Raw genomic sequence first — 15,250 nt, 5'->3', positions numbered from 1 at the left:
GAACGGGGGACACTCGGTGCCATGCTCCCTGGCGGTTCCGAACACAGCGCTCCGGGTGATCTCCGGCAGCTGACCCCGACGACGGCCCGACCGGTGCGGTTCACCGGCACCAGCGGACCGCTGGCCGCCCTGGACACCGGACCGGGACGGCGGGGCACCGTCCTGCTCGTCGCCGGCTTCACCGGGTCCAAGGAGGACTTCGCCCCCCTGCTGGACCCCGTCGCCGCCGCCGGCTGGCGGGCCGTGGCCGTCGACCAGCGCGGGCAGTTCGAGTCCCCGGGTCCCGACGACCCGGCCGCCTACACCGTCGACGAGCTCGCCGCCGACCTGCTGGTGCTGGCCACCGAGCTGCACGGCGAGGGCCCGCTGCACCTGCTGGGCCACAGCTTCGGCGGGATCGTCGCGCGGGCCGCGGTGCTGGCCGACCCGGGCACCTTCGCCTCGTTGACCCTGCTGGCCAGCGGCCCGGTCGGGCTGACCGGACCGCGCGCAGACCTGCTGGAGCACCTGGCCCCGCTGCTGGAGGCCGGCGGCGTCGCGCTGGTGCACCGCACCCTGGAGGAGCTGGCGCTCACCGACCCGTCGGCCCCGCCGGTGCCCGCGCCGGTCCGGGAGTTCCTGGCCCGTCGGTTCCTGGCCAACAGCGAGGCCGGCCTGACCGGGATGGCCGCGGCGATGACCGGCGAACCGGACCGGGTGGCCGAGCTGCGGTCCACCGGCGTCCCGGTGCTGGTCGCCCACGGCGCCGACGACGACGCGTGGAGCCCGGCCGCCCAGGAGGACATGGCCCACCGCCTCGGCGCCCGGCACGAGGTGATCGGCGGCTCGGTGCACTCCCCCGCCATCGAGCAGCCGGCCCGCACCGTCGAGCTGCTCACCGGCTTCTGGGCCGGCGTCCCGGCCGGGGTCGACGCATGACCGGCGTCTCGGCACGCGACTTCACCGACGCCGAGGACCGGGACGGGTTCTTCGGCCCCGGGTCGGTCACTTGGCGCATCCACGCCGACCCCAGCTTCTCCGTCGGCGGCATCCGCGCCCTGCTGCTGCAGGCCCTGCACCCGGTGGCCATGGGCGGGGTGCACCGGTTCTCCGAGGGGTTCACCAGCGAGCCCTGGGCCCGGCTCACCCGCACCGCCGAGTACGTCGCGACGCTGACCTTCGGCACCCGCCGAGAGGCACTGCGCGCGGTCCGCCGGGTGCGGGGCATGCACCGGGGGAAGTCCGACACCGAGCCCACCACCGGGCGCGCCTACTCCGTCGACGACCCGGACCTGCTGCTGTGGGTGCACGCCTGCGAGGTCGACTCGCTGCTGTCGGTGGCCCGCCGGTCCGGCGTCCCGCTCACCGACGCCGATGCCGACGCCTACGTGGCCGAGCAGGCGGTGGCCGCCGAGCTGATCGGCTGCGAGCCCGCCGACGTCCCGCGGTCCGAGGCCGCCCTGGCCGCCTACTTCGACCGGGTCCGGCCGGAGCTGGCGATCACCGGTCCGGCCCGGGACGCCGCGCGGTTCGTCGTCGTCCCCCCGATGCCCGGGTGGGTGCAGCTGCTCACCCCGGCCCGGCCGGCCTGGGCCGGGTTGGCGTCGCTGGGGCTGGCGACGCTGCCGCGCTGGGCCCGCTCGATGTACGGGCTTCCCGCACTGGCCGTCACCGAGCCGGCCACCACGGCGTCGCTGCGGGCCTTCCGGGCGGCCACGCTGGCCATCCCGACCCGGGTGCGGGAGAACCCCACCCTCCGCGCGGCCCGCGTCCGGGTCGCCTAGGAGCTCAGTCGGCGAAGGGCGCGCTGCCGGTCCCGGCGGCCAGCAGCCGCTCGAACTGCGCCGGGTCGGTGGTGCAGGCACCGATCGGGGTGCGCTTGTTCGTGCCGTGGTAGTCGCTGGAGCCGGTGGTCAGCAGGCCCAGGTCGGCGGCCAGGCCGCGCAGGTGCACCCGGTCGGCGTCGACGTGGTCGGGGTGGTCGACCTCCAGCCCGAGCAGCCCGGCGGCGGCCATCGCGGCCATCGCGTCGTCGCCGACGACCCGGCCGCGCGCGCGGGCCAGGCCGTGGGCGAAGACCGGCACCCCGCCCGCGGCGCGCACCAGCGCGATGCCGTCGAGGACGTCGGTGTCGGCCTTGGCCACGTAGTACGGGCTGGTGTGGTGCAGCGGGCCGGCGAACGCCTCGTCGATCGACGCCACGACGCCGGCGGCGACGAGGGCGCGGGCCACGTGCGGTCGGCCCACCACGCCCCCGGCGCTGCGCTCGACGATGTCCGCCCACGACACCCGGTACCCGTCGGCGACCAGCGCGGTGACGATCCGCTCGCCGCGGGTCAGCCGCTCGGCGCGCAACCGGGCCCGCTCGGCGGCGAGCTCGGGGGCCAGCGGGTCGAACAGGTAGGCCAGCAGGTGCACGCTGATCGGCGCACCCTCCGCCGGGAACCACCGGCAGGACAGCTCCATCCCGGGCACCACGGTGAGCCCGGTCGGCCGGGCCGCGCGGACGACGTCCCAGCCGTCGGTGGTGTCGTGGTCGGTCAGCGCCACGACGTCCAGGCCGGCGGCGACCGCGGCGGCCAGCAGCTCGGCCGGGGTGTCGGTGCCGTCGGAGACGGCGGAGTGGGTGTGCAGGTCGATGCGCATCGGGTCCAGCCTGCCGCACCGCGGCGCACCCCACCGGGTGGTCAGCGGGAGCGGGTGGACCTGCCGCGCGGGAAGGCGCTGCGGAACCCCGGGATGGGGCCCGTGCTGTGCCGCTCCGGCGCGGCCGGCGCCGTCCGCTGCGGGGTGGGTCGGCGGGTCGGGTCGCCGCCGTCCTCGTCGTCGGAGCCCCGGCCGGCGTCGCTGGGGAACAGCAGCCCGCTGATCTCGTCGTAGATCGTCTTGGCGTCGGGGAGGTAGGTGATCTGCGACAGCGCCTGGTCCTGGCCGGCCGACTCGAACCGGAACCCGCCGTAGCCCAGCAGCTGCCCGACCAGCGTCTCCTGGTAGGTCAGGTCGGTGATGCGCCGCAGCGGCATCACCGCGACCTTGCGCACGATCACCCCGGAGGTCAGCAGCACCCGGCGCTTGGTCACCAGGAAGTGCCGGATCCACCACTCGGCGACGGCCAGACCGAGGTAGCCCAGCGCACCCAGGGCGATCGCCAGGCCCAGCACGACGGTGAACCGGTTGTCCGGGTCCAGCGCCAGCACCCACAGCCCGGCGACGAGCACGGGCACGCCGCGGACGCCCGGGCGGACAAGCGCGGCCCAGTGCCGACGCTGGTTGACCACCGCCTTCTCCCCCGGCAGCAGGTACCGACCGGCGTCCCGCCCGAGGGGCGCGGACGGCGTCCGGGGCCGCGTCACGGTGCGGAGGTCAGAACAGCGAGCCGACGAACGTCGACAGCTGCCCGGCCGCGTCGGCCAGGGCCGTCCCGGTGGTGCGGACGATGTCGGCCGACCGCTCGGGCTGCGAGATCACGTAGAACAGCACGAACGCGATGACCACGAAGCTCAGCAGCTTCTTGAGGTTCACCCGACACCTCCTCCTTCTCGACCAACGACCGGACCCTGCGGACCCGCGCGGCCGGGGAGGACCGCGGTCACATGGGTAACACAGGACGCACCCGTCACGACCGCGCCACGCCGCAGGGGGATCAGGCCCCGGGGAGGAAGTGCTCCCCGGGCGGGCCCAGCGGCAGGTCCGGGGGCACCCGGTCGCGCAGGTCGACCAGCCCCAGGTCCTCGGCCAGCAGCCAGGCCGCCGTCGCCGGCCAGGTCACCAGCCACAGCCAGACCCCGAAGGCCTCCCCCACCAGCGCCGACCGGTCGTCGGTGGTCGGCACCGACCACAGGGCGGCCCGCTGCCCGGCCGCGGTCACCGCCGCGGTCGACGGCCCGCCCACCAGCTCCCCCGGGTCCAGCCACGGCAGGCCCGCGTAGCCGGCGCCCAGCCCGGTGCCCGGCTCCTCGGCCACGAGGACGAGCTCGGCCGGGCCGCCCAGCGGCGCCGGCCCGGCGCAGTCCACGACGATCCCCCGGGCACCCGGCTCGNGCTGTCCGCGGTCTGCGCCGACGCCCGGCATCGGGTCGGGCACCCAGGCCGGGACCCGGGCGTCGGCGCAGACCGCGGACAGCGTGTCGTGCCCCAGGACGGCGGTGTGGTGCAGCGGGGTGACCGCACCGTGCAGGTGGCACCAGGCCTCGTCGGACCCTGGACGCGCCACGAGGTCCTCACCGCAGCGGGGGCACACCGGTCCGACGTTCATCGCGCCCACCGTCGCGGGCGGGGGCCCCGCTGTCAACGACCACCGCACCGGGGCGGACCACCGCGCACACTGCTCGCGTGGAGCTGGTGGCGTGCGTGGGCGCGGTCGTGCACGACGCGGCCGGGCGGTTGCTGGTCGTCCAGCGCGCCCACGACCCCGACCGGGGTGCGTGGTCGGTGCCCGGCGGCCGGGCCGAGCCCGGTGAGGACGACGCGACCGCCGTGGTCCGGGAGGTGCTGGAGGAGACCGGGCTGCACGTCGTGGCCGGCGCCGTCGCCGGGCGGGTGCTGGTCCCGGCCACCGCGCCGGTGTACGAGGTGGTCGACCTGGTGTGCACCCCGGTCGACCCCGGCGCCGTCCCCGTGGCGGGGGACGACGCCGCGGCCGCCGCGTTCGTGGACCTGGCCACCCTGCAGCAGCTGGCGTGCACGCCGGGCCTGCTGACCGCGCTGGCGGGCTGGGGCCTGCTGCCGCGCTGCTGACCTACCGGCGGACGGGCTCGGGACGGCCGGGCTGCTCGCCGCCGCGGGCGTCGCCGTAGGAGCGCTTGGGCACCATCACCTTGCGCCGGAAGATGCACACGACCGTGCCGTCCTGCTTGTAGCCGATGGTCTCCACGTGGACGACGCCCCGGTCGTCCTTGGACCGCGACTCCGTCTTGTCCAGCACCGTGGTCTCGCCGTAGATCGTGTCGCCGTGGAAGGTCGGGGCGACGTGCTTGAGCGACTCGACCTCGAGGTTGGCGATGGCCTTGCCGCTGACGTCGGCGACGCTCATCCCGAGCAGCAGCGAGTAGACGTAGTTGCCGACCACCACGTTCTTGCCGAAGTCGGTCGTCTCGCCGGCGTAGTGCGCATCCAGGTGCAGCGGGTGGTGGTTCATGGTGATGAGGCAGAACAGGTGGTCGTCGTACTCGGTGACCGTCTTCCCGGGCCAGTGCTTGTAGACCGCCCCGACCTCGAACTCCTCGTAGTACCGGCCGAACTGCACGGATGGGCTCCTGTCGTCGTTGACCTGGACATCCCCTGGCAGGTGAGGGCCCCGGGGCGTCGGCGATCCTACGATGGGGCGGTGCCCCTCCAGACCGTGACCGATGTGCAGGCCGAACCGGAGGTCGTGCCCCTGACCGCCACCGGGCGGCGGGCCCGGCTGGCCGCCGTCGCGGTCGTGCTGGCCCTCCTGCTGGCCGGCAGCGTGTGGGGCGACGACTCGGAGTTCCCCTTCGGCCCCTTCCGCATGTACTCCACCCGCGCCGACCCCGACACCCCGGTGGTCTCCACCCGGGTGGTCGGGGTGACCGCGGCGGAGGAGGAGGTGCGGCTGTCCGGCGGCGAGGTCGGGCTGCGCCGCGCCGAGTTCGAGGGCCAGCTCCCCCGGCTGGTGGACGACCCGTCGCTGCTCGGGCTGCTCGCCGACTCCTACGGGTCCCGGCACCCCGGCGGACCGGAGCTGGTGCGGGTCGAGGTGGTGCAGCGGCACATCGAGCTGGCCGACGGCGAGCCGACCGGCGCCTACCGGGACGACGTCCTCGTGTCCTACGAGCTGGACGCCTCGTGACCGGCACCCGGGCACTGCCCGCCCGCCCGGAGACCGCACCCGCGGTGCCGCTGACCCCGCGCTGGTGGTTCCGGCCCGTCCCGCTGGCCCGCATCGCCGTGTTCCGGACGATCGCCTACCTGTTCGTCCCGGTCGACGTCTTCCTCACCACCGCCTGGGTGCGCGCGCACGCCGACGTCCCGACCGAGTTCTACCAACCGCTGCTGATCGGGCGGGTCCTGCACCTGCCCACCCCCACGCACACCGTCGTGCTCGTGGTGCAGTGGGCCCTGGTGGTCGCCGCGGTCGCCGCGGCGACCGGGCGGGCCCCGCGGCTGCTGGGCTGGACCGTCTTCGCGCTGTACGCGGAGTGGATGGTCATCGCGATGAGCTACGGCAAGGTCGACCACGACCGGATCGCCTACCTCGTCGCCCTGGCCGTGCTGCCCACCATCGGGGTGGCCCGGTGGCGCGACCGGCGCTCCTCGCAGGCCGCCGGGTTCGGGGCCGCGGCGATCCTGGTGACGGTCATGCTGACCTACTTCCTGGCCGCCTGGGCCAAGATGCGGTTCGGCGGCTGGGACTGGGCGACCGGTTCCACCCTGACCCGGGCGGTCGTGCGCCGGGGCACCGACCTGTCGACGTGGACCCTCGACGTGGCCTGGCTGCTGCCGGCCGCCCAGTGGCTGATGCTGGCCTTCGAGTTCCTGTCGCCGCTGATGCTGCTGGTCCGCAGCGACCGCGCACGGATCGGCCTGGTCGTCTTCCTGCTGGGCTTCCACGTGATGGTCTACGCCGGGGTCGGCATCATCTTCCTGCCGCACTGCATCGCGATCCTGTCGGTCCTGCCGTGGGAACGCCTCCGCCGGGACCGGTCGGTCGCCGGGCAGCCGGTCGCCGTACCCGTCGGGGACGGCGACCGACCGGCCTGACCGGCTCAGACCAGTGCGCCGATCCGGGCCGCCATCTCCGCCTCGTGCTGCTGGTAGGCGCCCGCCACGTCGGTGAGCAGCCGGCCCATCCCGGACAGCGCCTCGCTCACCCCCGCGCTGCTGGCCCGCCACTGCTCGTACAGGCCGCGGAACTGGACGGCGGCCGAGCTGTCGGTCCAGCCGTCGGTGACCCCGGTGTCGATGCCCGCGGACAGGCTGCCCAGCCGGGACGTCTGCTCGGCGGCCTCCCCCTCGCACTGGGCGGCCATGGCCTGCAGGGTGGCGATGTCGACCTTCACGGTTCCTCCTGTGGTCCGGGCACCTCCCGGTCGAGCGGGGACGATAGGGCCGGGGTGGGTCGCCGCGTCCGCCGTCGTCCACAGGCCGGGTGGTCGTCCACAGATCGCCGCCGCGGCGTCCGGGACGCCGCCGGGCGGGGCACCCTGCCCGGGTGCTCGACAGCCCCCCACCCCGGTCCGGTCCGGTCCCCCGCCGGTGGACGCTGCACACCGCCGGCGGCGAGGTCGACGTCGAGGTGTCCGCACCCGAGGACGCCGTCCTGGCGCAGGTGCACCCGGCGCTGGCCGCGGCCGGCCTGCCCGCCGAGGGGCTCTGGGCAGGGTCCCGGTCACTCGCGCCCGAGACCCCGCTGACCGACCCGGCGCTGCGGCACGGGACCCGGTTGGGGGTCGACCGGCCCGGGCCCCGCGGACCGGGCCCCGGCGGCGCCCTCGAGCTGCACGTGTGCGGCGGACCCGGGGCCGGCCGCACCCACCCGCTGACCCGGGGCGTCCTCGTCGTCGGGCGGGGCCGGGGACCCGGGCACCCGCCGACGGCCCGCCTGGCCGTCCCCGACGGCCAGGTGTCCCGGGCGCACGTCGAGGTGACCGTCACCGGGTCCGGCGTCGTCGTGCGCGACCTGGGGTCGGCCAACGGCAGCCGGCTCGACCGCACCGCCGCCGGCGGGGGCGGCTGCGAGATCGGGCCCGACCCGGTCGGCTGGCCGCTGGGGGCGGTGCTGCGGATCGGGGCCACCGCGCTGCGCCTGGTCGCACCGCACGCCGCCCCGGTCGGCGCCGGGCCCGGACCCGGGGGCCGGCAGCGGGTCCGGTCGGCCGACGGCCCGGGGCACCCCGCGGTCGCGCCGGTGGTGGTCGACGTCCCCGGTGCACCGCCGGCACCGGCGCACCGGTCCCCGGCCTGGCCGGCGATCGTCCTGCCGGCGGCGGGCGGGGCCGCGATGGCCTGGGTGCTGTCGGCCCCGCAGTTCCTCCTGCTCGCCCTGCTCGGTCCGCTCGTGGCGCTGGGCACCTGGGGCTCGGACCGCTGGTCGGGACGGCGCGGCCACCGGCGACGGACCGTCGACCACGCCGTCGCCCTCGCCGAGGTCGACGCCCGCACCGACCGGGCCGTCGCCGACGAGCTCGCCCGGCGGGACCTGCGGGCACCGGACCCCGCGGCGCTGGTCGCGGCGGCCACCCGGCGATCGGTGCCCCTGTGGACCCGTGGTCGTGCCGACCCCGACCTGCTGGTCGTGCGGCTGGGCACCGGGCCCGGCGTGACCGCCGTGGTCCGACGCACCGCAGAGGCGCCCGACGCGCCGGAGCCCGCCGACCGGGTCCCGGTGACGGTGGACCTGCGCGCGGTCGGGCTCGACCTGCGCGGCCCCCGCCCCGCCGTGCTGGGCGTGCTGCGGTCGGTGGTCAGCCAGGTCGCTGTGCTGCACCCGCCCGATGCGGTGGCGATCACCGTGCTCGCCGCGCCCGGGCACCTGCCGGACTGGCGCTGGACGCGGTGGCTGCCGCACGTGGCCGTGGGCACCGCTGCACCCGGCGACGCCGCCCCGGGCGGCCCCGTGCACCTCCTCGTCGTCGACGGGGCACCCACCGACGACGGGCGGGCCGGGCCGCTGCCGCGTGCGGGGGTCGTGCTGGCCGGCGCCGGCGGCGGCACCGGCGGCCAGGCCCGGGACGACCGGACGGCGGTGGTCGAGGTCGCCGGTGACACCGACGGCCGGGCCCGGCTGCGCCGCCCCGGGCAGCCCGACCAGCCGCTGGACCTGGACCTGGTCGACCCCGGCGTCGCCGACCGGCTCGCCCGGGACCTCGCGCCGCTGGCGGTCCCCCGGGCCGCGGGCGGCCTGCCCGCGCAGGTCCGCTGGCGGGACCTGGTGCGGGACACCCCGCCGCGGTGGTCGCGCAGCCGGGCCCACCTCACCTGCCTGCTGGGCACCGGCGCGGCCGGGCCGGTCGCCCTGGACCTGTGCGCCGCGGGTCCGCACGCGGTGGTGGCCGGGACGACCGGTGCCGGCAAGTCCGAGCTGCTGCGGACGCTCGTCCTCGGTCTCGCGTCGGCGCACCCGCCGGACCTGTGCAGCTTCCTGCTCGTGGACTACAAGGGCGGCGCGGCGTTCGCCGAGGCCACGGACCTGCCGCACACGGTCGGCGTGCTGACCGACCGGGACGGGGCGTCGACCGCCCGGGCGCTGCGCTCGCTCGGCGCCGAGCTGACCCGCCGGGAGCGGCTGCTGGCCGACCACGGCGCCCGCGACCTCGCCGAGCTCGGTCCGCAGGTGCTGGCGCCGCGGCTGGTGATCGTGGTCGACGAGTTCGCCACCCTCGGTGACGAGCTGCCCGGTTTCGTGCCGGGGTTGGTCGCCATCGCGCAGCGGGGCCGCTCGCTCGGCGTGCACCTGGTGCTGGCCACCCAGCGCCCCGCCGGCAGCGTCGGGCCCGAGATCCGGGCCAACTGCTCGGTCCGGCTGTGCCTGCGGACCACCGACGAGGCCGGGTCCCGGGACGTGCTGGGGGTGCCCGACGCCGCCTGGCTCCCCGTCGACCGGCCCGGCCGCGCACTGCTCCGGGTCGGCGGCGACCGCCCGGTCGCCCTGCAGGTCGCCCGGGTGGGCGGGTCNNTTTGTTTTTTTCAAGCGGAAGGCGGCATACGACATCCTCTCTGGTCTCGTGGGCTCGGAGATGTGTATAAGAGGCGGGTGCAGGCGCAGGAGCCGCTGCTGGTGGACCTCGCGGCCGGGGGTTGCTGGCTGGTGGTCGGCGGGCCCGGCAGCGGGCGCAGCACCGCGCTGGCGACGCTGCTGGCCGCCGCCGAGGACCGGCTGGACCCCGAGGCACTGCACGTGCACGCGGTCGACCACGCCGGCGGCGCCCTGGCCGGTGCGGTCCGGGGCGGGCGGCACACCGGCACGCACCTCGAGCGGGGGGACGACCACCGGCTGCAGCGGCTGGTCACCCGGCTGCAGCAGGAGGTCGACCGGCGCCGCGCCGCCCCGTGCACCGCGCCCGCCCTGCTGCTGCTCGTCGACGGCGTCGACTCGGTGTGGACGACGCTGGAGGAGCTGGCACCGGGCTCCGGGAGTGCGGCGCTGCTCCGGCTGATGCGCGAGGGGGCCGCGGTGGGGCTGACCGCGGTGCTCACCGCCGACCGGGTGCTGCCCGGGAGCCGGCTGGCCGGTGCGGCGACGCACCGGCTGGTGCTCCCGCTGGCCGACCGGGCCGACTACGCGGTCGCCGGGGTGCCGGCCCGGGCCGTCCCCGGCCATCGGCCGCCGGGCCGGGCGCTGCTCGGCGACGAGGCGCAGGAGGTGCAGCTGGCCCTGCCCGGCGCGCTCCACCGGCCCTCGGTCCCCGGACCGGCCCGCGTGGTGCCGGGCCGGGTCGAGGTGGTCGAGCTCGCCCCGGACCCGCCGGCACCGGCGGTCGGGGCGCTGCCCGCGGGGGTCGTCGTGCTGGGCCCGGGCGGGGACGACGGCGACCCGGTGCTCCTCGACCTGGTGCGCAGCGGCGGGCTGCTGGTCGCCGGCCCCCCGGGCAGCGGGCGCAGCTGCACGCTGCGCGCGCTGGCCGCCCGGCTGGTCGCCGCCGGCACGCCGGTGGCGCTGGTGACCGGTCCCCGCGGTCCGGCCGGTGGCCCGGTGCCGGCCGGGGCCCTCGTGGTCGACCCGGGTGGGGTGCGGGCGCTGCAGGACTGGGTGGCCGCCGTGACCGGCGAGCTCGCCGTCGTGCTGGCCGACGACCTGGGGCAGCTGCCCGACCCGATGCTGGACGCCCTGGCCGGCCTGGCCGCACCGGGCGGGCCGACGGTGCTGGTCGCCGCCGCGGCGCCGGCCGACCTGACCGGCTTCCGCGGGCCGGCACCTGCCCTGCGCCGGACCAGGACGGCGCTGCTGCTGCGGCCGGACCGCGGGGACGCCGAGCTGCTGTCCCTGCGGCTGCCGCGGGCCGCCCTGCCGTCGCGGCCGGGCTCGGGCTGGTTGGTCACCGCCGGCGCGCCGACCCGGGTGCAGGTCTCCCGCCGGTGAGGTGCTGGAACGGCCCCGTCGCAGGGACCCGGTGCGCGCGGAGCGTGTGCCGGGGGGCGACGGGGTCCTTCCTCAGAGCAGGTCGAGCGCCGGGCCGATCTCCTGCGTGGCGTACCAGGCGAGCTCGTGGCCCTCGGCCTGGTCGACCACGAACTGGGCGTCCTCGCTACCCAGGTCGGCCTCCAGCACGACCGACACCGCCTTGGCCACGTCGGCTTCGGCCTCGGCGACGTCGATGTGCGCGCTGGCGACGTCGGTCATGGCCAGGTCGGTCGTGGCCCGCGCGGCCCCGCGGTCGGTGTCCGGGTCGCCGAGCGGCGTGACCGCCCCGTCGGGGAGGTCCGCGGCCAGCACGACCCGGCGGCGGGCCGCGGTCGGGTCGACGTCGACCAGGCGCAGGCTCGCCCGGGCCGCGGCCAGCAGCGCGGCGTACTCCAGCTCCTCCTCGTCGGAGTCGCTGAGCTCGTAGAACTCCCGGAGCTCGGGGGTCACCGCGAACACCGTCAGCGGGCCGGTCAGCCGGCCGTCGTCCAGGAGGCGGCGCAGGACGGTGGTCGTCGCCGGCAGGTACACGCGCATCGCTCCAGTGTCGCCCACCCGGCGCGGCGGACGGGCGGCGGTCACCCCTCCCGGGTGGTCTCGACCAGGTCGGCGACCTCCTGCTCGATGAGGTCGGCGAGCACGTCGACGTCGCTGACGGAGTCCCGGTCGGCGTTGAGGCCGAAGTAGACCGTGCCGTCGTAGCTGGTCAACCCGATCGCCAGCCCCTGTCCCCGGGCCAGCGGCACCACCGGGAAGACCTCGAGCATCCGGGCGCCGGCGGCGTACAGCGGGACCTGCGGACCGGGCACGTTGGTGACCACCAGGTTGAACAACCGGCGGGACAGCCCGCTGGCCGCGCGCGCACCCAGCGCGTGCAGGGTCGGCGGCGCGAACCCCGACAGCGCGACGAGCGCGTCGGCCCCGACCGACTGCCCGCCCTGAGCGGCACCGCGCATCGCATAGCCGATCCGCGCCACGCGGACCCGGGGGTTGGGCTCACCGACCGGCAGGTCCAGCAGCAGCGAGGACACCACGGTGCCCTCGGCGTCCTCGTCGGCGTCGTCGGGGCGCACGGACACCGGGACCAGGGCCCGGATGGAGGTCGACCCGACGACCGGCTCGCCACGGGACAGCAGCCACTCCCGCAGCGCCCCGGTGACGGCGGCCAGCAGGACGTCGTTGACCGTGCCGCCCAGTGCCCGGCGCCCGGCCTTGAGCTCGCCCGGGCGGGCGCGGGCCACGGCCACCCGCCGCTGCCGGCCGATCGACCCGTTCAGCGGGCTGGTCGGGGCGGGGCGGACCGTCGTCCGGGCCAGCGCGCTCAGCACCGACCCGGCGGTCCCGACCAGGCGGCCGGCGGTCGGCCGCAGGTCACCGGTCGCCGTGCGCACGGTGTCCAGGACGGCGGTCGGCCGCTGCACCGCCTCCTCGACGGCCTCCCACACCAGGGCGACCGGACCCGGGGGGCGCCGCGGCCGCCACTCGTCCGGCGGTGCCGGGCGGTCGGCGGGGACCGGGGCGTCGTCCAGGATGACCTGGCCGATGTCGATCGCGGTCAGGCCGTCGACGAGGGCCGGGTGGGTCTTGGTGACCACCGCGATCCGGTCGCCGGCCAGGCCCTCGACCAGGTACATCTCCCACAGCGGCCGGGAGTGGTCCAGCGGCCGCGCGGTCAGCCGGGCCACCAGGTCCAGCAGCTGCTCCTCCGTGCCCGGGCGGGGCAGCGCGGAGCGGCGCACGTGGTAGGTCACGTCGAAGTCGGGGTCGTCGATCCAGGCCGGGTTGGCCAGGTGGCCCGGCACCTCGACCACCTTCTGCCGGAACCGCGGCACCAGGACAAGCCGAGAGCTCACCAGGTCGACGAGGTCCTCGTGGTCCAGGCCGCCCCGCGGGGACTCCAGCACCAGGAACCCGGCCACGTGCATCGGGGTGTCGGCGTCCTCGAGGTACAGGAACGACGCATCCAGCGAGGTCAGCCGGTCGACCACGGTGCTCCCTCCGTCGGGGGGCCCAACCTACGCACACCGTTCACCGGCGGCGACGGCTGCGTCCGGGCACCGGCACGCCGGTCAGCTCGGCGGCCAGGTCGCGCAGGCCGGTGCGCAGCGCCGAGCGCTCCGCGACCTCGCCCAGCGTCCGGCCGGCGGCCAGTGCCGCGTCGGTGGCCCGGCGGTCGGCGGGCAGGAACCCGACCACCGGCGCACCGGTGAACCGGGTCAGCGCGTCGCCGATCTCCCGCCGGGGGTCCCCGGGCACCGGGCCGCGGCGGACCTGGTTCACCACCACGCCGGGCCGCACCGCGGGCAGCACGTCGCGCAGCTGGCCGAGCGCGCGGATGGTCCGCTGCAGGGCCACCGGGTCCGCCCCGCTGACGCACAGCACCGTGTCTGCCTGCTCCAGCACCGTCGTGGTCACCCCGTTGCGACGGGGCGCGGCCGTGTCGAAGGACAGCTCCTCGTCCTCCTCCACGCAGAAGGCGCAGTCCACCACGGTCAGCGCGGACAGCCGGCGGGCCTGGTCGAGCACGGTGCCGACGGCCTGCGGGCGCAGCTCGGGCCAGCGGTCGGCGCGGGCCAGCCCGGTCAGCACCCGCAGCTTCGGGGTCACCGCCCAGGCCAGCCGGGCCAGCCGGGCGACGTCCAGGCTCCCGGCGGTCGCCTGCCGCGCGGCGGCGGAGATGCCGGGCGACTCGTCGAGCAGACCCAGCGCCTGGGCGACCACGCCGCCGTAGACGTCGGCGTCGACCAGCAGCGTCGAGACGCCCAGACGGGCCGCCTCGTCGGCCAGCCCGACGGCCACCGTGGTGCGGCCGGGCGCGCCGGTCGGCCCCCACACGGCCACCACCCGGCCCCGGCCGGCCGGGGGCCCCGCGGGGTCGTCGGGCACGCCCAGGGCGGGCAGCGCGGCCCGGGTGTCGGCGATGTCGTGACCGACCTGCCCGGCACCGGCGGACGGGCCGGCGACCGCCTCGCGCAGGGCGGCGGCGATCCGGGCCGCGTCGGTGTCGGCCGGGAGCACCCGGGCCACTCCGAGCTGGCGCAGCCGGTCGGCGGCCGCGTCGTCCCCCGGTTCGACCAGGCCCACGACGGCGACGCCGGCGGCCAGCAGCCGGGAGACCGTGTCCCCGTCGAGCCGGCGCAGCTCGGCCGACAGCAGCACGGCCTGACCGGTGCCGGTGCTGGCCGCCGCCAGCAGGTCGGCGACGTCCACGCACCGGCGGACGACGGTCACCCCGTGGTCGGCGCGGTCCAGCGCGCCGACCAGCTCGGACTCCCAGGCCGCGCCGGTGACGGCGGTGAAGACCTGCAGCGCCATCAGCCGGTCGGCCCCGCCGAGGTCGACGGCGCCGTGGACGGCCCGGCGGTCGGCACGGTCGCCGACGAGCCGGCACCGTCCGCGCTGTCCCGGACGACGACCACCAGCGCCCGACCGCCCACCGCCCCGAGCACGTCGGGCACCTGGTCGGCGGCCAGGCCCACCACGACCTGGATGGTGGTGGTGCTGGTCGACAGCACGCCCTCGCCGCGGCCGGAGACCGCCTGCACGGTCGCCCCGCCGAGGACCAGGGACACCTCACCGGACACGTCGGTGGCCCCGGCAGCGGGGTCGGCGACGGCGTAGACGTCGATCACCTGGCCCCGGGCCAGGGCGGGCGGGGCGTACCCGGCCTGCACCGGCAGGGCCAGCTGCACCTGCTCCGACGCGGGGTCCAGCGCCGACCGCGGCACGAGCTCGCCGGCCAGCACGGCACGGCCCAGCACCTGCCCCGCCGGGTCGGTCGACGTCGAGAGGTAGCCGCCGGCGACGTCGTCCAGCCGGACGGGGACGGCGACCAGGTCGTCGGCCTGGAGCACGGTGCCCGCGGCCAGGTCGCCGGCGGCGGACCAGACCGGGACCGTCGCGTCGGCCGCGGTGACCACCCGGGCGCCGATGAGCACCGAGCCCAACACCAGCAGGACGCCGAGCACCAGGCGGAGGTCCAGCCAACGGGGCGGGCGGACCCGGCGCGGCACCGGGCCGGCCGGGACGGCGGTGCGGTCGTCCGCGACCGCCGTCGGCGTGCTCCCGCTCATCGAGCTCCGTTCGTCGTGCTCGCACCCGTTCGGGCACGACCAGGTGCCGATGATGACCTACAGGAGCGGATACGTGCACTGGTTGTGGACGTGGGGCCTGTGGATCCACCCGACC

General features: G+C 77.1%; 15 protein-coding genes. 5 read left to right on the top strand and 10 right to left on the bottom strand.

The genetic code is table 11. From position 1 onward, the window contains the following. The first annotated feature begins 93 nt into the window (after positions 1-93). Positions 94-918 (top strand): alpha/beta fold hydrolase, encoded by an 825-nt coding sequence (locus LFA75_RS16585; RefSeq protein WP_225234714.1) that lies wholly within the window; start codon positions 94-96, stop codon positions 916-918. Further along, positions 915-1,763, top strand: coding sequence for an oxygenase MpaB family protein (locus tag LFA75_RS16580; protein WP_225234713.1), 849 nt, complete (start codon positions 915-917; stop codon positions 1,761-1,763). The genes LFA75_RS16585 and LFA75_RS16580 overlap by 4 nt, the downstream gene beginning before the upstream one ends. Before the next feature lie 4 nt (positions 1,764-1,767). Here LFA75_RS16580 and LFA75_RS16575 read toward each other — a convergent pair whose 3' ends face one another. From LFA75_RS16575 to LFA75_RS16560, 4 genes are all read right to left on the bottom strand, one after another. Further along, positions 1,768-2,625: a PHP domain-containing protein gene (locus LFA75_RS16575; RefSeq protein ID WP_225234712.1), complete on the bottom strand. Its 858-nt coding sequence runs from the start codon at positions 2,623-2,625 to the stop codon at positions 1,768-1,770. A 41-nt stretch (positions 2,626-2,666) separates the two neighbouring features. Next, positions 2,667-3,332: a PH domain-containing protein gene (locus LFA75_RS16570; RefSeq protein WP_225234711.1), complete on the bottom strand. Its 666-nt coding sequence runs from the start codon at positions 3,330-3,332 to the stop codon at positions 2,667-2,669. A gap of 10 nt (positions 3,333-3,342) precedes the next feature. Next, entirely contained in the window at positions 3,343-3,501 is a 159-nt protein-coding gene (locus LFA75_RS16565) for a hypothetical protein (RefSeq protein WP_225234710.1), read from the bottom strand. Between the two features lie 121 nt (positions 3,502-3,622). Further along, positions 3,623-4,234: a DUF6758 family protein gene (locus LFA75_RS16560; protein ID WP_318250016.1), complete on the bottom strand. Its 612-nt coding sequence runs from the start codon at positions 4,232-4,234 to the stop codon at positions 3,623-3,625. Positions 4,235-4,311: 77 nt separating this feature from the next. On the opposite strand from LFA75_RS16560, the gene LFA75_RS16555 reads away from it, so the two are divergent. After that, positions 4,312-4,716: an NUDIX hydrolase gene (locus LFA75_RS16555; protein ID WP_225234708.1), complete on the top strand. Its 405-nt coding sequence runs from the start codon at positions 4,312-4,314 to the stop codon at positions 4,714-4,716. A 1-nt stretch (position 4,717) separates the two neighbouring features. On the opposite strand, the gene LFA75_RS16550 is transcribed toward LFA75_RS16555, so the two are convergent. Next, positions 4,718-5,266 carry a MaoC family dehydratase gene (locus tag LFA75_RS16550; RefSeq protein ID WP_336392101.1) on the bottom strand — a complete coding sequence of 183 codons (549 nt, stop codon included), beginning with the start codon at positions 5,264-5,266 and terminating at the stop codon, positions 4,718-4,720. A gap of 39 nt (positions 5,267-5,305) precedes the next feature. On the opposite strand from LFA75_RS16550, the gene LFA75_RS16545 reads away from it, so the two are divergent. Both LFA75_RS16545 and LFA75_RS16540 read left to right on the top strand, forming a co-directional pair. Continuing rightward, the gene (locus LFA75_RS16545; RefSeq protein WP_225234706.1) at positions 5,306-5,791 is read left to right on the top strand and encodes a hypothetical protein; all 486 of its coding nucleotides are present in this window, start codon (positions 5,306-5,308) and stop codon (positions 5,789-5,791) included. Then, the gene (locus LFA75_RS16540) at positions 5,788-6,702 is read left to right on the top strand and encodes an MFS transporter permease (RefSeq protein ID WP_225234705.1); all 915 of its coding nucleotides are present in this window, start codon (positions 5,788-5,790) and stop codon (positions 6,700-6,702) included. The genes LFA75_RS16545 and LFA75_RS16540 overlap by 4 nt, the downstream gene beginning before the upstream one ends. Before the next feature lie 5 nt (positions 6,703-6,707). Here LFA75_RS16540 and LFA75_RS16535 read toward each other — a convergent pair whose 3' ends face one another. The 5 genes from LFA75_RS16535 to LFA75_RS16510 all read right to left on the bottom strand — a co-directional run bounded on the left by LFA75_RS16535 (position 6,708) and on the right by LFA75_RS16510 (position 15,135). Continuing rightward, positions 6,708-7,001: a WXG100 family type VII secretion target gene (locus tag LFA75_RS16535; protein WP_225234704.1), complete on the bottom strand. Its 294-nt coding sequence runs from the start codon at positions 6,999-7,001 to the stop codon at positions 6,708-6,710. A gap of 4,091 nt (positions 7,002-11,092) precedes the next feature. Continuing rightward, positions 11,093-11,599, bottom strand: a complete 507-nt coding sequence (locus LFA75_RS16525) for a DUF6912 family protein (protein WP_225234702.1) — start codon at positions 11,597-11,599, stop codon at positions 11,093-11,095. 41 nt (positions 11,600-11,640) lie between these two features. Continuing rightward, positions 11,641-13,050, bottom strand: coding sequence for a WS/DGAT/MGAT family O-acyltransferase (locus tag LFA75_RS16520; protein WP_225234701.1), 1,410 nt, complete (start codon positions 13,048-13,050; stop codon positions 11,641-11,643). 40 nt (positions 13,051-13,090) lie between these two features. Next, positions 13,091-14,377, bottom strand: coding sequence for an AAA family ATPase (locus tag LFA75_RS16515; RefSeq protein WP_225234700.1), 1,287 nt, complete (start codon positions 14,375-14,377; stop codon positions 13,091-13,093). Continuing rightward, positions 14,377-15,135 (bottom strand): SAF domain-containing protein, encoded by a 759-nt coding sequence (locus LFA75_RS16510; RefSeq protein ID WP_225234699.1) that lies wholly within the window; start codon positions 15,133-15,135, stop codon positions 14,377-14,379. The genes LFA75_RS16515 and LFA75_RS16510 overlap by 1 nt, the downstream gene beginning before the upstream one ends. Positions 15,136-15,250: the final 115 nt, after the last annotated feature.

The sequence above is a fragment of the Klenkia terrae genome (assembly GCF_900491935.1).
In the GTDB taxonomy this organism is placed as follows: domain Bacteria; phylum Actinomycetota; class Actinomycetes; order Mycobacteriales; family Geodermatophilaceae; genus Klenkia; species Klenkia terrae.
Note: the sequence above shows the minus strand (reverse complement) of the source record. Positions and strands in the feature narration are given on the sequence as shown.

What these genes read in the sequence shown, in the direction of transcription:
- LFA75_RS16580 (WP_225234713.1), top strand. Translation starts at nt 915, where the DNA reads ATGACCGGCGTCTCGGCACGCGACTTCACCGACGCCGAGGACCGGGAC.
- LFA75_RS16575 (WP_225234712.1), bottom strand. Translation starts at nt 2,625, where the DNA reads ATGCGCATCGACCTGCACACCCACTCCGCCGTCTCCGACGGCACCGAC.
- LFA75_RS16525 (WP_225234702.1), bottom strand. Translation starts at nt 11,599, where the DNA reads ATGCGCGTGTACCTGCCGGCGACGACCACCGTCCTGCGCCGCCTCCTG.
- LFA75_RS16515 (WP_225234700.1), bottom strand. Translation starts at nt 14,377, where the DNA reads ATGGCGCTGCAGGTCTTCACCGCCGTCACCGGCGCGGCCTGGGAGTCC.
- LFA75_RS16510 (WP_225234699.1), bottom strand. Translation starts at nt 15,135, where the DNA reads ATGAGCGGGAGCACGCCGACGGCGGTCGCGGACGACCGCACCGCCGTC.